The organism is Terriglobia bacterium, from assembly GCA_020072815.1.
GTDB lineage: Bacteria > Acidobacteriota > Terriglobia > Terriglobales > Acidobacteriaceae > Angelobacter.
In genome coordinates this window covers 19,314-36,594 of sequence record JAIQGE010000006.1, presented here as the reverse complement: position 1 = coordinate 36,594, position 17,281 = coordinate 19,314, and the positions used below count along the sequence as shown (strand labels likewise).

At 59.7% G+C, this 17,281-nt stretch carries 15 protein-coding genes and 1 tRNA gene; 8 read left to right on the top strand and 8 right to left on the bottom strand.

All coding sequences use genetic code 11. The features are described from left to right. Positions 1 to 81 precede the first annotated feature (81 nt). Entirely contained in the window at positions 82 to 717 is a 636-nt protein-coding gene (locus LAO20_09135; GenBank protein ID MBZ5531582.1) for a hypothetical protein, read from the top strand. Between the two features lie 68 nt (positions 718 to 785). On the opposite strand, the gene LAO20_09130 is transcribed toward LAO20_09135, so the two are convergent. After that, positions 786 to 879, bottom strand: a tRNA-Ser gene (locus LAO20_09130). A gap of 506 nt (positions 880 to 1,385) precedes the next feature. On the opposite strand from LAO20_09130, the gene LAO20_09125 reads away from it, so the two are divergent. Then, positions 1,386 to 3,590: an accessory Sec system translocase SecA2 gene (locus LAO20_09125; protein MBZ5531581.1), complete on the top strand. Its 2,205-nt coding sequence runs from the start codon at positions 1,386 to 1,388 to the stop codon at positions 3,588 to 3,590. A 37-nt stretch (positions 3,591 to 3,627) separates the two neighbouring features. On the opposite strand, the gene LAO20_09120 is transcribed toward LAO20_09125, so the two are convergent. The 5 genes from LAO20_09120 to LAO20_09100 all read right to left on the bottom strand — a co-directional run bounded on the left by LAO20_09120 (position 3,628) and on the right by LAO20_09100 (position 10,739). Then, a complete protein-coding gene (locus LAO20_09120; protein MBZ5531580.1) occupies positions 3,628 to 4,194 on the bottom strand; it encodes a hypothetical protein in 567 nt (188 codons plus the stop codon). A gap of 398 nt (positions 4,195 to 4,592) precedes the next feature. After that, a complete protein-coding gene (locus LAO20_09115) occupies positions 4,593 to 6,437 on the bottom strand; it encodes a BACON domain-containing protein (protein MBZ5531579.1) in 1,845 nt (614 codons plus the stop codon). A 301-nt stretch (positions 6,438 to 6,738) separates the two neighbouring features. Continuing rightward, on the bottom strand, positions 6,739 to 8,505 hold the full coding sequence (locus tag LAO20_09110) for a hypothetical protein (GenBank protein ID MBZ5531578.1): 1,767 nt from the start codon (positions 8,503 to 8,505) through the stop codon (positions 6,739 to 6,741). Then, positions 8,502 to 9,266 (bottom strand): ABC transporter ATP-binding protein, encoded by a 765-nt coding sequence (locus LAO20_09105; protein MBZ5531577.1) that lies wholly within the window; start codon positions 9,264 to 9,266, stop codon positions 8,502 to 8,504. Before LAO20_09105 ends, LAO20_09110 begins: the two co-directional genes overlap by 4 nt. 87 nt (positions 9,267 to 9,353) lie before the next feature. Then, positions 9,354 to 10,739 carry a cytochrome P450 gene (locus LAO20_09100; GenBank protein MBZ5531576.1) on the bottom strand — a complete coding sequence of 462 codons (1,386 nt, stop codon included), beginning with the start codon at positions 10,737 to 10,739 and terminating at the stop codon, positions 9,354 to 9,356. A 696-nt stretch (positions 10,740 to 11,435) separates the two neighbouring features. Here LAO20_09100 and LAO20_09095 point away from each other — a divergent pair. The 3 genes from LAO20_09095 to LAO20_09085 all read left to right on the top strand — a co-directional run bounded on the left by LAO20_09095 (position 11,436) and on the right by LAO20_09085 (position 13,693). After that, the gene (locus LAO20_09095; GenBank protein MBZ5531575.1) at positions 11,436 to 12,011 is read left to right on the top strand and encodes a pseudouridine synthase; all 576 of its coding nucleotides are present in this window, start codon (positions 11,436 to 11,438) and stop codon (positions 12,009 to 12,011) included. 87 nt (positions 12,012 to 12,098) lie between these two features. Next, positions 12,099 to 13,157 carry a tetratricopeptide repeat protein gene (locus tag LAO20_09090; GenBank protein ID MBZ5531574.1) on the top strand — a complete coding sequence of 353 codons (1,059 nt, stop codon included), beginning with the start codon at positions 12,099 to 12,101 and terminating at the stop codon, positions 13,155 to 13,157. After that, positions 13,157 to 13,693, top strand: coding sequence for a metalloprotease family protein (locus LAO20_09085; GenBank protein ID MBZ5531573.1), 537 nt, complete (start codon positions 13,157 to 13,159; stop codon positions 13,691 to 13,693). Before LAO20_09090 ends, LAO20_09085 begins: the two co-directional genes overlap by 1 nt. A gap of 86 nt (positions 13,694 to 13,779) precedes the next feature. Here LAO20_09085 and LAO20_09080 read toward each other — a convergent pair whose 3' ends face one another. Next, positions 13,780 to 14,220: a hypothetical protein gene (locus tag LAO20_09080; GenBank protein ID MBZ5531572.1), complete on the bottom strand. Its 441-nt coding sequence runs from the start codon at positions 14,218 to 14,220 to the stop codon at positions 13,780 to 13,782. 71 nt (positions 14,221 to 14,291) lie between these two features. Between LAO20_09080 and LAO20_09075 the strand changes: the two genes are divergently transcribed. The 3 genes from LAO20_09075 to LAO20_09065 are packed head-to-tail and all read left to right on the top strand — an operon-like array spanning position 14,292 to position 16,799. Continuing rightward, positions 14,292 to 15,140 (top strand): N-acyl homoserine lactonase family protein, encoded by an 849-nt coding sequence (locus tag LAO20_09075; GenBank protein ID MBZ5531571.1) that lies wholly within the window; start codon positions 14,292 to 14,294, stop codon positions 15,138 to 15,140. Between the two features lie 28 nt (positions 15,141 to 15,168). Further along, a complete protein-coding gene (locus LAO20_09070) occupies positions 15,169 to 15,699 on the top strand; it encodes a cupin domain-containing protein (GenBank protein ID MBZ5531570.1) in 531 nt (176 codons plus the stop codon). A gap of 44 nt (positions 15,700 to 15,743) precedes the next feature. After that, positions 15,744 to 16,799: a succinylglutamate desuccinylase/aspartoacylase family protein gene (locus LAO20_09065; GenBank protein ID MBZ5531569.1), complete on the top strand. Its 1,056-nt coding sequence runs from the start codon at positions 15,744 to 15,746 to the stop codon at positions 16,797 to 16,799. Positions 16,800 to 16,805: 6 nt separating this feature from the next. On the opposite strand, the gene LAO20_09060 is transcribed toward LAO20_09065, so the two are convergent. Further along, a complete protein-coding gene (locus LAO20_09060; protein MBZ5531568.1) occupies positions 16,806 to 17,243 on the bottom strand; it encodes a hypothetical protein in 438 nt (145 codons plus the stop codon). Positions 17,244 to 17,281: the final 38 nt, after the last annotated feature.

Sequence of the window (17,281 nt, the reverse complement as noted above, 5' to 3'; positions counted from 1 at the left end):
CCGCAAGTCCGCTTCTTCTTTGCAGTGATTCGCCCGCGTTCTGGTGTTACACTTCGTGCCGGCGTTTTACTGGAGCGAACCATGCGTCGAACCATTGCAGTTCCTTTGATGCTACTTCTCTTGGCTCTGGCAGCAGGCGCGCAGCAGCCCGCCATTGGATTCTGCACCCTGGACAAAACTTTGGACTTCAAGACGGCCAAGGCAGGAGACAAGATCGCCCTGCACCTTACGCGCGATCTTGTGGTCAAGGGGAAGACTCTCATGCCGCACGGCACTGCGTTAAGCGCGACGGTGGTTGACGCGAAAGACGGGAATACGGTTTCGATCGCGCTCGACCAGGCGACGCCGAATCCCGGTCAAGAGGTCCGCCTGGTGGGCATCATTGCAGCGGTGGCGACTCCACCGGAGGACCTGTCATCTGACCCGTTCTACTCCATGAACCACTCCGCTGAGCCTACACAGCGGACTGGAAACGCGGGGGCTAGTTCAGCCGCAGGTTCAAGCGCGGCGGTGCAGACCGCGATCCTGAAAGGCAAGAACGAACCGAAGTCGAACCTGCAAGAAGATTCCAGCGGAGCGATAGGGATCGATGGACTAAAGCTGAATTGGGTCCTCGATAAGCGTCCGGTGATGACGGTGATGACCGCCAAGAAGAAGAACTTCAAGCTCCTAAGCGGGACGGAGTTCCTGCTGCGCATGGCCCCACCGCAGATGTAACGAAAGTGATAGGGGGAACGCAGAGGATACGCAGGAATGCTGAGCTGCTGAGGAAACAAAGGAGAATCTGGCGGAGAGAGGGGGATTCGAACCCCCGATAGAAGTGTTAGCCCCTATAACGGTTTAGCAAACCGCCGCCTTCAGCCACTCGGCCATCTCTCCGCGAGGATGCGACGCGCTGGACATTATTGTACCAGCTTTCGCCGGCGATGATCGTCTGCCTAAAGGCCCGCAATTCGCAAGCGAATCGCTAGACGCTGATACGGGTAGTGGCTCAGCTTAACCTGATTCACTACCCCGGCAAAAGTGTTTCTGAATTCATGCCCACCGTGCCATACTTTTAGGCGGATGGTCCGGCGTACTTCAATTCTGATTCTGGCGGCGGTGGTTTCTGTTCTGACAACGCAGCCGGTACCCGTGCGCGCCGAGCGCGCCGCCGATGCATATGCCATCCTGTGGCAAAGCGAAGCAAGAGCCAGCCGGCCCGCGGAGGTCAGGTTTGTCGCTTCACCTTGCCGCGCGCTTTGCGATTTCCAGCACCCCGCGCAACCGGCTCCTGCCCTTTTGACCGGGTTTTCTGCAAGTTTGCATTCCCGTGCTCCTCCTTCTTTCTCACTCGCCGATTAAACACGCAAATTGCAGCCTGGAAGTGAGATAAAGGAGGGGCCATGCGCCAGCTCTTACGAGCATTGTTTTCCCGCCGCGACCCGATGGCGGAGGAGGTCCGCCACATCAATGCCCTGCGCGCGGAGTTGCGAGAAAGGACGGACGCGGAACTGCGGGCGTTCGCGCAAGACGCGACGAGCCGGACGGAGATCACGGCCGCGGCAGCCGATGCAGCGTCCCGCGTGCTCAGCCAGAACATGTTTGACGTCCAGCTGCGCGGCGCGCTGACGCTCAGCGAAGGCCGCATCGCTGAGATGCAAACCGGCGAAGGCAAAACCCTGGCGGCCGTCCCCGCGGTGATTTGTTATGCCCGCGCCGGACAGGGCGTCCACGTGATGACCGTGAATGACTACCTGGCGCGGCGCGACGCCAACTGGATGCGCGGGATTTACGAATATTTTGGTCTCAGCGTCGGGTACATCCAGCGCGAAATGACTGCCGCTGAACGCCAGCAGGCCTACTCGCGTGACGTCACCTACGCCACGGCCAATGAAGTTGGCTTTGACTTTCTTCGCGACCAGCTTGCCTTGCATGCGGAAGAACAGGTGCATCGCCCGTTCGCGGTGGCGGTGATTGATGAAGCCGACTCCATCCTGATTGACGAAGCGCGCATTCCGCTGGTGATCGCCGGCGGCGACGCCGTGGTTGAGTCGCTTCCCTACCGCGTGGACACAGTCACGCGGCACATGCGTCGCGGCGTCCACTACACCGTGGATGAACACGGGCGCAACGCGGTCCTGACGGCGGAAGGCGCGCACATCGCCGAGCAGGCTTTTCACTCCGGCAGTCTGTACGAAGAGAGAAACCTGAACCTGCTGTGCGCGATCCAGGATTCGCTCCACGCGCACGCGCTCCTGCGGCGCGACGTGGATTACCTGGTCAAAGATGGCGCCATTGAGTCGGTGGACGAGTTCAAAGGACGCATCGTACAGGACCGCCGCTGGCCCGCGGGATTGCACTCGGCGATTGAAGCCAAAGAAGGCGTGGCGCTGAAGAAGCAAGGCCAGGTGCTGGGCTCCATTACTTTGCAGAACCTGGTCGCGCTGTACCCGCAGGTCTGCGGGATGACCGGCACGGCCGCCACGCAGGCCCGCGAACTCCGGGAACTCTACGGGCTGGAGGTGGAGGTCATCCCCACCAATCGCCCGGTAATTCGTGTGGACCATCCCGATGAGCTCTTCGCGAACAAAGCTGAGAAAGAAGAAGCGGTGCTCGATGAGATTTTTGCGACCTGGCGCTCAGGACGCCCGGTGCTGGTGGGCACCACCAGCGTGGAAGAATCTGAACGCTTCAGCCGGCGGCTGCACGCTGCGGGCATTCCGCACCACGTGCTGAACGCGCGCAATGAAGAGCAGGAAGCTGGCATCGTGGCGCGCGCCGGCGAGCGCGGCGCGGTCACCATCTCCACCAACATGGCGGGGCGCGGCACGGACATACAACTGGGCGCCGGGGTGGCGGAGCTCGGCGGGTTGTACGTGATCGGCACCAACAAACATGAGAGCCGCCGCATTGATCACCAACTGCGCGGGCGCGCCGGACGCCAGGGCGATCCCGGCTCGTCACGCTTCTTCATCTCGCTGCAGGATGATCTGCTACAGCGTTTCGCGGGCGACGATCCGCTGCTGCGCAATGCAAGCGCCGAGGCGATCCAGCGCGTGGTGGAAGGCCAGAACCTGACCGCCCGCCAGTTTCTCAACAAGTATGAATCGGTCATTGAAGGCCAGCGCCAGATCATCCAGAAAAGGCGCCAGCAGGTGCTTAAGGGGGAGCGACCCGCGAAGTTCCCGCGGGAAAACCGCATCGGACTGGAATACACGGATGAACCCGACGCGGAAAATGAAAGCGCTGATGTTTCTGCCACTCCGATGTCAGAGTTGGAACGCCTGGTCCGGCTGACGACCCTTGACGATCTCTGGGCGGACTACCTGGCCGAGGTCGCCGACTACCGCGCGGGCATCCACCTGGTGTCATGGAGTCGCGACCCGCTGCACGAATACTTGATCAACGTCCACCAGATGTTTACGCGGCTGGAAGCCAATATCGAAGAAGAGTCAGCGCGGCGGCTAGCGGAAGCGCAGACGTCTGGAATCTTGCCCAAGCAACGCGGCGCCACCTGGACTTATCTCACCACCGACATGCCTTTCGGCCCCGCCACGGAACGAATTCTGCGCGGCCTGGTGCGGATGGCGGGCGGAAAGGTGTTATAAGGCGCGCGCTCCCGCGCAACCAAGCAAACGGTGGCTCTTACGCGACGTCCGCCGCCAGCATCGCCCGTCGAGGCAGCGCGAAGCAATTCGGCGTCGCCGGCTTGGCCAGCTCCACCTGGGAGAGGTCCCGTAGCGCCAGCTGTTGCGCCGCGACTACTTGCTGCACGGTGCAACCCAGCAAGCTGGAGCACTCCTGCACGGAGTAGCCTTCCAGCACGGACATCACGAACACAAACCGCTCAAAGGGCGCCAGCGCGGTCACCGCTTGCAGAATTTCCTGACGGTTGAAATCTCCCGCCATCGCGCCGTCAATCTGCCACTCAGCTTTTTTGTCCGGCAACGGATCGCCGGGTTGCGGCGTCACCGCTTTGATGGCGTTCTTGATGATGGCCCGCTTGCTCCATGACCGCGCCCACTGCGCGAACACCGCGTTGCCGCCGATGCTGTCTTCCAGTCCGGCCACAAAGCATTCCGCCGCCACGTCCTGGTCCGCGGTGAGCAGCAGCGCCAGCAGGTGCAGGTTGTTCATGTCTTCCGAGAAAATCTTCTGGAAGTCCTTGCGGGTGGCGAATTCTTCTTCCCGGGTTTGCTTGCGGCCAAACATCGTCTGCTTCTCCTTGTTCCTGCCGGCTCAATAAACGTTGGACGTAAAAAGCTTCATTGCGGTTCAGTAATTCTGCACTTCTTACAGATTCCCCAACTGCCAACAGGTTTCACTTGACTTATAGTGCACTCCGCCGGCCAGACGTTGCAGCGACCCTAACAAATTCATTCAAAATGACTTGCTGCAATCTTTTGCAGCCGGCGACGCTCTCTGGAATGTGTCCCCCATTGCACATTGTGGGCCAGGGGACACGGTTTCACTGAGTTCCAAAGACCGTTGATGTGCCAGCCTCCGGTGGAATTACGGGGCGCGAGGAGGTTTGGATTTGGAAGTTATCTCTTCAAGATGCAAAGAAATCCCGGGAAAGAGCGTAACCCTTCCCCGGGATTATTAGAGTGTCAATTTACGGGAACCGCCCCTGAAAGAGCAGTTAGATCGTCTGTTTGCCAGGTAGACATCGCAAAGATATGGTGCACGTGATGGTCCGTGCCCACATAGAAGACGCCCTGACTTGCTCCTGTGACGAGCGTGTTATCAAGAAAGCTGGAAACTGGGCTTCCAGACTCAGCGGCCAGTGCTTGAGAAAGGCTCGAAATATCGTCCCGCTGCCAACCGGTCGCCGTCCCAAATATATGATTCACATGCCCATCGGTTCCGAAATAAAACACCGCCTGGGCAGCGCCAGTAAGGAAGGTTCGGTCCAGGAAGCTGGAGATTGAAGATCCAGCCGATGCGGACGGGGCACCTGTGATCGCCGAGATATCGTCGGTTTGCCATGTGCCCGTGCTGGTGAACGCGAAGATATGGTGCACGTGTTGATCTGATCCTATGTAATACACATTTTGCCGCGCTCCGGTCGCTGAACTCGCGTCCAGGAATGTCGACAACGAACTCACAAAAGTGGCCGCAGGTGCTCCGGAGAGCGCTGTAAGATCATCAGTCTGCCAGCCACTCGGAAATTCAAATATGTGGTGAACGTGCTTATCAGTTCCCAGATAGAACACTCCAATCGGGGAGCCGGTAACACCGTTGGCATCCACAAAACTGGAAAGCGGACTGCCTGCCATCGCCAACGGAGCATTGCTGCGAACAGTCAAATCGTCACTCTGCCAGGTTGTCCCACTCAACGAAATGCGATGTACGTGCTGATCGGTACCCAAATAGAAAACGGATTGAAGGAATCCAGTACTTGAAGTTGGATCCAGGAAGCTTGACAAGGGACTTCCCGCTCCCACGGCGGTGGCGCCGCTCAGAGTGGTAATGTCATTGTCGTGCCAGGCTCCAGCTGTTCCAAATAAATGATGCACATGGTTATTACTGCTGAGGTAAAAGATATGCTGGGCGGTGCCTGTGATCTGCGCGGAGTCCAGATACCCGGAAACCGGACTGGAAGCGGCGGCTGCAGGTCCTGCGGAAAGTGCGGTCAGGTCCTCTTGCTGCCAAGCCGATGTGGCAAAGATGTGCCGGATATGCTGGTCATTCCCAACATAAAATATGTCCTGACTGGCTCCACTCGCAAAAGTAGGATCTACGAAAGTAACCAGGGAACTTCGGGCCTGATTGGCCACATTCAAAGTAACTACTATTGACCGGTTTACATTTCCATTCGTACCTTTGAGCGTCATGGGATAAATCCCAGGCGCGACATTCGTGGCTACGGTGAGGGTCATGGTGGATGAAATGCCCGTAACAGGATTTGTGCTGAAACTCGATCCCACGCCACTCGGAGGATTAAGAAGCGCGAGGCTGACAGCCCCGGTGAAGTTCTGGAACCGTACCACTGAAATGTTATAAAGGGCCGTTCCGCCCGGTGTGGCTGTCTCCACGGGGTCTGCAGATATGGAAAAATCTCCGATGGCCGCATCTTGAATGATGTTCACTGTCGCGGTGGTCTGATCTGACTGGGTGATCACAATGTTGCCGGTTCGAGAAGCCAGGTCCGGATTCGCGGACACCGAAAAGGTCAGGACAAATTGATTCGCTGAGCCGCCCCCACCCGACAAAGGAGATGCCGTGATGAATGTTCCGCTTGCCTTAGCTGTCCAAGTACAGCTTACGGAGCCGTTCATGCCCGCGGTGATAGTGACAAAGTTAGGGCCGCCTGCGCCTGATCCATAGTGAAATGTTGGAGCAGCTGGAAGTATGCTAATAGGTGCGCTGCAGGCAGCAAGAGCTGGCGTACATAGCCCAGTCATAGACAATATCGCTAGAGCTAACCGAGCAGCGACGTGGAATAGTTTCATCTCTGATCTCCTGTTTGGAATAAACTATATTAATCTATCGCCATATATGGGTATATGTAAGTCGTGGCAATATAGGCCTAGGTGAAATATTGTTGAATAAATATAGCGCTAGTTCCATAATGGGACGACTGGAAGTACCTATGTAGGGGCGCTATCATTGGCTAGTCATGTGAAGATTCCTGGTTGATCGCTGAAACGCTCCGCTTAGCCGCTGCGGTAAGAAGCCGGGCTTCTGTTCGATTTCCTTCGTCACAAGCCCGCAAGAGCGATGACCGTTGCCTTGAAGGCGTCCACGAATGCTTCACCTTCCCTGCAGGTTCAGCCACTGGTATCCCGCCGCCTCGGGTTCTTCAAACACCAGGTGGGTCTCATCGAGTTCGTCGTAACGGAACCAGGCGTAGAGCTTCCACGCGGCAAAGATCATCGCCGCGAGCAGCCAAAGCATCCACGGGCTGCGCCGCAGGAATATCCGCTCCCACTCCGGCACGGTGGTCACGAACATCAGAAAGCCCAGAGCGTAGAGCACCGCCATGACCGTGGCGCTCTGCTTCCAGGGCGCGTACGCGCAAGTGAACGGGACCTTGCGGTAGCGGCGCAGCAGCACGCCGGCCAGACAATAGCTGGCGGTCATGACCACGGCCACGTGTCCGGCGGCGAGTGTCCAACCAAAGGCGCGGGCGTAAATCGGCAGGGCGACCAGCGCCAGCCACGGCCACACGAAGGTCAGCATGATCTTGCGCGCCAGCCGCGCGGCCTGGTGCTGGTCATAGTCCACAATGGCGCGGTGCAGCCAGTTGGCGCGCAGTTCCGCCGGCAGCTCAAAAACAAACCTGAGCCCGCAGATCACGGTGTAAGAAATGATGAACGGCAAAGACAGGATGGCGACGCCGGGCAAGCCGGGCGCGGCGGCAGGCGGGTGGGCGAAAGCTGACGCCAGAGTTTGCGCGGCGATCACCACGCCAAGTCCGGCAAAGCCACCGAAGAAAAGCATGTGCCGGTCGCTGCGCAGCAGGGCCTTCATGGCAAAGCGATACTCGGCGCGCTCGAACGGTGTGCGCAGCATGATGCGGTCCGCCGCGCGGCCCAGCATGTTCCACACCCGTGAGCGGTTGCGCCGCGCCGTGGTGGTGTCCAGCATTTCCGGCAGGCGTATGAAGTGCCGGTAGTAGCTGAGGACGTAAACGCCCGCGGCAGTGACCATCGCCAGGCCGGTGAGTTTGAGCCCCATCATGCCCAGACGCATCAGGTCCGGGTCAGCGCGATGGAGCAGCGTGCGCGAAAGTCCCAGGAACCAAACCGGAGGCAGCAGTTCAAAGACCTTGCCGCGCGTGCCGGCGGGCGCGGTCAGCAGCGGCAGGACGGCAAAGCTGTAACAGAGCAAGAGCAACAGCGCCGTGACGACGGCCATCCGCGCGTAAATGGAAACGCGGCGGAACGCGGCTTCCGGCAACACCACCATGAGCAGGCCGATGATCGCAAACAACGCGAAGAACGTAAACAAGCTGGCCAGCAGCACGCCGAGAGCGTGCGTCGCGCTGAACGCCAGGAAGTCATGAAACTTCAGGTTGATGGTCACGTCCATGGAAAACAGGAACGACGAGAACAGGTTGACGTCAACGGCAAAAATCACCGCTAGGGTGATGATGGCCGTGATGTTGGCCAGAAAAATCGTCCGCGTGCGGATGGGCAGCGGCGCCAGGTTGGCGTAGTCGCGGCGGTCGGGGAAAATGCTGTCCCACTTGAGCACCGTGACAATTCCGGTGATGGCCACGGAGAAGGCAAAGAAGAAGTATTGGTCGCCTAGCGACGCCGGATACGGATCAAACTCCAATTGGCCGCGCACCCAGCGCAGCAGGGAAGAATACTTGTTGAAGAGGAGGATCGAGATGAAGCCGCCCGGCGCCGCCAGCAGCGCCAGAATCGCGCCGATGCCCAGGTTGAGTTCGCCTTCGCCGGCATCGCCCGCGGCGGTCAGGCGCAGCCCAAAGTGCGAAACCAGCCGCCAGAACGGCTGGGTCAGCATCCGCGCTTTGTGTTGTTCCAGCAGCAAACGCCAGGTTGCGATCACGCGCTCATGATCTCCACAATGCTGCGGGCGGTGACTTCCGCGTCGTCGTCTTCCATGAGGTGGGAAAACGTGTCTTCCAGTGACGCCAGACCGCTCATGTTCTGTATGTCATTGACGGTTCCGTGGGCCACCAGTTCGCCCTGGCGCAGGATGAGCACATGCGAGCAAAGCTTCTCCACCACTTCCAGCACGTGCGAGCAATAAAAGATGATCTTGCCTTGCTCGCCCAGCGACTTCACCAGCTTGCGGAACACCATGGCGGAAGTGATGTCCAGGCCGGAGAGGGGTTCGTCGAAGACCAGAATTTCCGGATCGTGCATGAGCGCGGCGATCAGCAGCACGCGTTGCCGCATCCCCTTGGAATACGACGCGATGGATCCGTGGCGGTGCGGGTACAGCTTGAACAACTCCAGCAGCGCTGCGGCGCGTTTGCGCAACTGCTCGCGGTCCATGCCGCGCAGGGTGCCGACAAATTCCAGGTATTCCCATCCGGTAAGAAAAGGATAGAGCAGGGCTTCTTCCGGGACGTAACCCAGGCGCCGCTTGAAGGCCGGCAGATCGCGCGTGATGTTCTGGCCATGAAACAGGACTTCGCCGCGCGTGGGCTCCATGAGCCCGGTGATCATCTTGACGGTGGTGCTTTTGCCCGACCCGTTGGGTCCCAGGTAGCCGAGGATTTCTCCCGGGCGGATGGTGAAGCTCACATTGCTCACCGCCGGCAGGCTGGCGTAGCACTTGGTCAGGGCCCGGGCTTCCAGCATGGATGGCCACCTCACGGGTGTTGGCAGATTGTCCGAAGGACTAAGACACCGATCAGGCGCTTAGGGTTCCAGCGAGAGATGAGGGCTTCACACACTCCGCAGTCGCACCGGCACACCGCGTCGCGGACGCAGCGTCACGGAAGGCTCGGCTTCCACTTTGGCGGGGTCCACCGCCAGCTCCAGGCGAAAGCGCTGGAGAGTCATCGCCAGCACCACCAGGATTTCCGTCATGGCGAAGTTCAGGCCCACGCAGGTGCGCGGTCCGGCGCCGAAAGGAAGATAGGCGCAGCGCGGACGCGCCGCCGCATTCTCCGCGGCAAAACGCTCTGGATTGAAACGCTCCGGCTCCGGCCACCAGCGCGGGTCGCGGTGCGTGACGCAAGGGAAGATCAGGACCTCCGTCCCCGGCGCAACTTGGTAACCGCCAATCTCGTCTTCCTTCACCGCCGTCCGCGAGATCGCCCACACCGGCGGGTACAGACGCATGGCTTCTTCGGCGACGTTGCGCGTGTACTTCAGCTTGAACAGGTCTTCATACGCGGGCGCGGCGCCGTTGAGGAAGCGCGCCTCATCGGCCATGCGTTCCATCACTTCCGGCCGCGTGGCGATGAGAAACAGCGCCCAGGCCAGCGCCAGCGTGGTGGTCTCATGTCCGGCGGTAAGCAGCGTGGCCACTTCGTCGCGCAGTTGCTTGGCGGACATGGCGGCCCCGGTGTCGTCGCGAGCGTCCATCAGCGACGTCAGCAGGTCGGTCTTGCCTCCGCTCTCCGGCGAGTTCTCGCGCGCGGCGATCATGCGGTCCACCACGGCGTGAAAGCTGGCCATGGATTTGCGATGCTCGCGGTGGCGGCGCGTGGGAATCTGGTGCGGCACCCGCACCACCGACCATGCGCGGTCCACGGAAAACTCGCGGCCCACGTGCAGCGCCTGCTGGATCACGTCAAGATCGGCTTCCAGGCTGGTGGAGAAAAGCGCCTGGCTCACAATGTTCAGTGTGAGCCGCATCAGGTCGGGAACAATGTCAAAGACTTCGCCCGAGGCCGCGCGCTGCTGCCACCGTTCCAACATCGCCAGCGCCTGCCCTTCCATCACGCGCACGGACGAGGCCACCTGCTGGCTCTGAAACGCCGCCTGGGTCATCTTGCGCTGCCGCTGCCACAACGCGCCTTCGCTGGTCAGCAGGCCTTCGCCCAGCGAGAGCTTCAGGATGCTGTAGTCGCGCCCTTTGCGATAGGCGGCAAAATTGGTCTGCAGCACCTGCTGGATATGGTCGGGATGGTTTAGCTGGTAGGTGGTCCACATGCCGCGATAGCGGACCACGTCGCCGAACTCGCGCGCCATTTCAGCAAAGCAGCCTAATGGATCTCTCTTGAATTTCGGCAGGCTGAGAAAAAAGCCGAGAATGCCCGGTCCCGGCGCCGTGCTCCGCAGACTAGGGGACTTGTGAGAGGAAACAGAAGAAGGAGTTACCACTTCCTGATTTTACTGCACGGGAGATCGCTGAGCACACGCAGACTCGCGTGTGCATGCTCATTAGACGGACGCTCCGCTGTTTGGTTTGGTCTCTTTATTAGTGTCCGATTGCGAACAGTATTAGATTCGAAAGCGAACACCTTAAGGCCATGATCATTGCTCAGCGGCGCGATTACATGCTGAAAACCAAGGCTTTGCAGCTTGTCGGCGCCTTGGCATGGCAGGTGCAATAGAAATGCTCGAAGTTTGTTGTAACCAAAACCCAACTACAAACGTAATTAGTTTTGAAAGGAAACAATACATGATGTTCGACGGCAAAAATAATCGCACTCTTGATAGTTTCTCTCTCCGGGTCGCGCTGACCGTGGGCGCGTTTGCCACCTGGCTCGGTGTTGGCTATTTCCTGCTGGCCATGGCGTAAGCTTCCGGCAGCTCTGTGCGGAACGCCAGACGTTTCGCGCACTCGTACTTGGTCTTTGACAACAGATTTTCTGGCGGTGTTGGCGATTCATACTGCGTTTGCGACTCTTCATAACCGCAACGCCAGCCAGAAAGAAAGCGATCATGGGCGCTGATGCAACGTTGCGAACCTGTAGCCTCAACTGTCGCGCAGTTTACGCTCCTTTCCACTCGTGCCTTTGCTCTCCGCGCCCATGCGTTGCTTTCTGACTCCCCGGCATCAGGTAAGCTTAGTCGGTGCCATACCGCTACATCCTCTTTTACAAGCCGTTTGGCGCGCTGAGCCAGTTTTCCGGCGCTGGGCATACGCTTAAGCAATACATTTCGCTCAAAGGCGTCTATCCCGCCGGCCGCCTCGATCATGACAGTGAAGGCCTGCTGCTGCTCACCGACGACGGCGACTTGCAGCACCGGCTCACCGATCCCAAGTTCCAACACCCGCGAACTTATTGGGTGCAAGTGGAAGGTAGCCCGTCGGGCGACGCATTGCGCCGCTTGGCCGAAGGCGTGGTCATCCAGGGCAAGCGCACGCTGCCGGCTCAGGCACGGCTTCTGGCGGAAGAACCGGCGCTTCCGCCGCGCGACCCTCCGATTCGCTTTCGCAAGAACATTCCCACGGCGTGGCTGGAGCTCACGCTCACCGAAGGCCGCAACCGCCAGGTGCGGCGGATGACCGCCGCGGTCGGCCATCCCACGCTTCGCCTGGTGCGCGTGGCCATCGGCCGGCTCCAACTGCAAGGTCTCCAGCCGGGAGAGTGGCGGGAGATCAGCGTCGAAGAGCTAAAAGCGATCCAGGGCAGGCCGGCTCGCTAGCTGGTGCGCACGCTGGCGTCCTTCTTTGGTCCAGCGTCGGAAGGCAGTTGCGTCTTGTCGCCAACATTGCTCAAATAGAACTACTACATGCGCAAAGCAACCTGTAGCGTCTGCGGTTCTGAACAACCGTCGGGAGAGATGTTTGCCCTGGACGGGAGGCCCATCTGCGCGTCTTGCGCGGAAAAGCTCCCGGCGGAAACCAAAGCAGCGGGCGAAAAGCTGCAGCTCGGGCGCATCATGGACCCCACCATCTGCTCGGTTTGCGCGACGGACCTCGGCGACACCGCGCTTCCGCTCATCGGCGGCAAACCGGTCTGCGATAGCTGCGCTCCCGGGCTCTACCATCGGCCATTCCCGCTCTGGCTCAAAGCCAGCCTGGCCGTGTTGCTCGTGCTTCTGGGATGGTCGCTGTGGCGCAGCCGGCATTACTTTGCCGCGGAACGCCACATGGTCCGTGGTGAACGCGCCATGGGCCGCCAAGACTATACCCGCGCTTCCAATGAATTTCAGCAAGCGCTCTTGATCTTGCCGGACACGCAAAAGGCCGTCCTTCTGGGCGCCAAAGCGAATTTCATGGCGGGTGATCCTGACGGCGCCGAGCGTTTCCTCAGGCAGCGCTCGCATTGGGATCATGATGATGCCCTGTACAAAGAAGTCAACGGGATATTTAAGCGCTCGGTGGACGCGGTGCGCAAAGCGCGGCGCGCCGTTACGCTTGATGGCCAAGGCCAGTATGGCGAGGCCGCTCGGCTCATGACCGAAGCCGCCAAGGAATACCCGCAAGCCCTTAACCTGGTGATTGCGTCTGAGGTCTTCAATTCGCGCGCCGCGTTTTATCGCAAAGATTATGATGCGTCGCTGACGTTTGCCCAGGCTGCCCTGGACAAAAGTCCCAACGATCCCAACCTCAATGCCGGCGTGGCTGCCGCCGTGGCTTGCAAATACGCTCTGACCGGAGACGCCAAGTTCCGCGACCAGGCCGAGCAGCTGCTGGCCAAGGCGCAAACTCTGGCGCAGGCCTCGCCCGACGACCGCGCTGCTTATGACAGCTACTCGGTGCGCATTCGCTACCGCTTGCAGTCCCGCGAGATTCTGGACAAAGACGAATACGACCGCCGTTTCCCGCCGAAAGGAGCCAAGCGCTGATGTTCCTGATCCCTGGCGTCGTCATCTCGGTGCTTACCTTTCCCGGAGTCATCGTGCACGAGGCGGCGCATTTGCTCTGCTGCCGCATTGCCCGGCTCGCGGTCTTTGACGTCAGTTATTTCCGCTTTGGCAATCCCGCCGGATATGTAATTCATGAAGCCACCACTGATTTCAAGAAAAACTTCCTGGTGGCGATGGGGCCGTTCTTTCTGAACTCAGCGTTCTGCGTGCTCTTTTGTTTCGCTGCATTTCTGCCGCTGTGGGAATTCCGCATCGCCGACCCTTTGGCCTATTTCTTCTACTGGCTGGGATTGTCCATTGGCATGCACGCCTTCCCCTCCACGCAGGACCTGAAAGCGATGTGGAAGCTCATGCCGGCGGAAGCGCGAAAGTTCAACCTGCTGGCGATTGTCAGCTACCCCATTGTGGCTGTGGTTTACGTCCTGAACTATGCCAAGTTTTTCTGGGCGGACCTGGCTTACGGGCTGGCGATTGGCATTTTGTTGCCCATCGCCATTTTCAAAGCGCTGGTTTAACGCAAAAGAGTGGTCCAGCGCGAAGAGTTGGTCTAGCGCAAAGGGCTGACTTCGCGCGAAGAGGTGGTTTAGCGCGAAGGGCAGGTTTAGCGCGGCGTGTTCGCCGGGAACTTATGGCTGTATGCTTTGACGCTGCCCTCGTCCGCCGGCTCAGATTCTCCCGGCAGGACTTCGCGCAGCGCCCACTCGATGCGGCTCACCGATTCGCTAATCATCTTGATCTGTTTTGCCTGCTCGGTGTAGGGAGCGTAAGATATCGCCTGCAGCGCGTTGCGGACGTGGTGGTTCATACCCGCGATGACACGGATCTTTTCCATGGTCGCGCGATACTGCCTTTGCTCGTAACTGAAAACCACCAGCGCGGCAAGCATCCCAATAATGATGTCATCAATCGCCTCGACCATCGAGAATGACTTGTGGCTGATCAGAATCTCGAACCACACGCCAAGAGCAGCGATGAGGACGCCCAGCAACACGCTGGTCCCGATTCGCCGCATGAGAGACGGGGCTTGGGGAGTCCTAAACATTCAGATTCCCATTATTTCACGGGCGCGCAGCTTGTAGTATTTGAAAACTTTTCAAAGCCAGGACCACCAACATGTTTGCTCAGTTCAGATGCATTGTCTTTAGTTTTTGCGCGATCGTTTGCTTCTGCGCTTCGGCTGCCGACAACCCGCCGCCGCAGTATGAGGTGTATGCCATCCGCTACGCCACCATTCCTGACTTTCCCGTGGGCGCGCTGGTCCAGGGCGCCGATCCCGCGCGCAAGCTGGACATCGCCATGGCCGTATGGCTCATCAAGGGCAGCGGCCGCAATATTCTGGTGGACTCCGGGTTCTATCGCGACCAGTTTTTCAAAGACTGGACGGTGAAAGACTTCCTCAAGGCGTCGGAAGCCGTGGTCCGCGCCGGCGTCAAGCCGGAAGAAATCACTGACGTGATCATCACCCACATGCACTGGGACCACGCCGACGGCATGGACTTGTTTCCCAACGCCCGCATATGGCTGCAGCGCGACGAATACACCTACTACACCGGCGAAGCCTGGCAGCACAAGAACACCCACGGCGGGATTGAGAAAGATGACGTCATGGCACTGGTGAAGCTGAACATGGAAGGCCGCGTCGGCCTGGTGGAAGGCGATGCCCAGGAGATCCTTCCCGGCGTGACTTGCTACATCGGCGGGAAACATACGTACCAGTCGCAATATGTCGGCGTGAAGACCAAAGCTGGCACCGTGGTCCTGGCCAGCGACAACATGTATCTCTACGAAAACCTGGAGAAGCACCTGCCCATCGCCCAGACGCTGGACGCGGCCTCCAACCTTCGCGCTCAGGACCGTATGAAACAAATCGCCGGCAGCCCCCGCCTCATTGTCCCCGGCCACGATCCGGCCATGTTTGAGCGGTTCGCCAAGGTGAATGAGCGAGTAGTGAGGATCGAGTAAGACCGCGCAAGGGCGTACAATGGCGCGCATGAAGATCCGACGCGTCGTCACCGGTAAGACCGGTCCGGGAAAATCAATTTTCGTCCATGATGAAGCCGTCAACCCAGCAGCCTTGGCGTCCGGCTATGAGTTCCATCGCATGTGGGGCAGTGACCAGCCACCGGCGCTTCCTGCCGACGGCAGCGCGCCGTCGCAACCCAGGTACTTTCCTTCCACCGCCGGCTACCGCTTCGGCTTCTTCACGCTGCCGCCTTACACCGAGCGCGCTCCTGAGCCGCCTCCGGATCCCGACAAGGTCCTGGCGGAACTGGAAGCCAAGGTGCCCGGCATGGCTGAAGCCCTGGAACCGGGCGGCCGCGGCATGCACACTACGGACACCGTGGACTTTGACGTGGTGATCTCCGGTGAAGTCTGGCTGGAACTGGACGACGGCGCGGAGGTCCATTTGAAGGCCGGGGACTGCGTGGTGCAGAACGGAACGCGGCATGCCTGGCACAATCGCTCCGCGCAGCCGTGCGTGATCGCCGTGTGCCTGCTGGGGGCCAAGCGAGCGCGCTGAGCCGCTGAGGCTTCCGCCGCCGGAGCGAGTATACTTTCGTCGCTATGAAAAACTGCTTCACCGTTGTCACGCTCGCATCTCTGTTGGCCGCGTCGCTCACCGTCTTCGCACAGAACAATTTCACGCTCGGCACCGCCAGCGCCGCGCCCGGACAGAAAGCCACCGGCGTTCTGGAAGTCCCCGCCGGCTCGGACGCTGCAACCGCGATTCCGGTTGTCGTGGTCCACGGCGCAAAGCCTGGCCCAGTACTGGCATTGGTATCTGGTTCGCACGGGACGGAATACGCATCGGTGATCGCCCTGGAAAAGTTGATTCAGGCACTTGATCCCGCGCAGATTTCCGGCACGGTGCTCATACTTCCGCTGGTCAACACTGCTTCGTTCGAGCAGAAAGTCCCGCACCTGAACCCGGTGGACAGCAAGAACATGAACCGCTTCTATCCCGGCAAGGCGGACGGCACGCAGACCGAGCGCGCGTCGTGGGTGATCACCAAGCAGGTCATCGAGCGCTGCGATTACTTGATTGACTATCACGGCGGCGACCTGGACGAGAGCCTTACGCCTTACGCGTATTGGCCCAAGAGCGGCAACGCCAAGCAGGACGCCATCACCCATGACATGGCGATGGCTTTCGGCCTCAACACCATCATCGTCTGGGCCGACCGCCCCAAAGATCCCAACGCGTCGCGTTATCTGGACAACACCGCCAACACCCGCGGCAAGCCGGCCATTGCGGTGGAAGCCGGATACGCCGGGACCGTCCAGACCGACGACGTGCAATCGCTGGTCAACGGCACGCTGAGCGTGATGCGCTATCTGAAGATGCTGTCCGGCGCGCCCGCTGTGGTGGAGCATCCGGTGTGGATCGGCAAGATTGACACCGTCGCCAGCGACCAGACCGGCATCTTCTATCCCTTGGTGCAGCGCGGAGCGTACGTGGAAGCGGGCATGAAGATCGGCTACGTCACTGACTACTTCGGCAAAACCATTCTGGAAGCGCGCGCGCCCGCGGCCGGCGTGATCCTTTATATATGCAGCGTGCCGTCCATGAAGAATGGCGACACGGTGGCGTACGTGGGGGAGATTACGACGAACCCGTAAAGGAAGTTAGATGAGGAACGGAACCACGCGAGCAGTTTTGCGCGCATAGTCTTCATATTCAAGGTAAGCCGCGCGGAGAAAGTGCTCTTCGCAGGCGATCCTGACGAGCAGCATGGCGGCTATCAGCAATCCCAGCAGCGCATTGACCAGCGACCAGTGCACCGCGACGCCAGTCCACAAGATCAGCCAAGCCGCGGCGTAAATTGGATTGCGAACATATCGGTATGGGCCCCGCGTGATTAGAGCGCCTGCCGTTGGGTTGGCCGCAAAATGAAAGCTGCGCAAGCCAAACGTTAAACGCGCCCACAGCATCAGCAGCAGCCCGCCAATTTGCAGCGAAATGCTGACCGGGCCGGTGCCGAGCAGGCCGCCGGCAACGCCCAGAGCTACGACCGCCGCGATTAGAACGAGAGTCGCAAGGACGGAGACAGATCTTAGATTCACGCAGAGTGTATCCTAGCCAATTTTGGAGCCGTCATCCC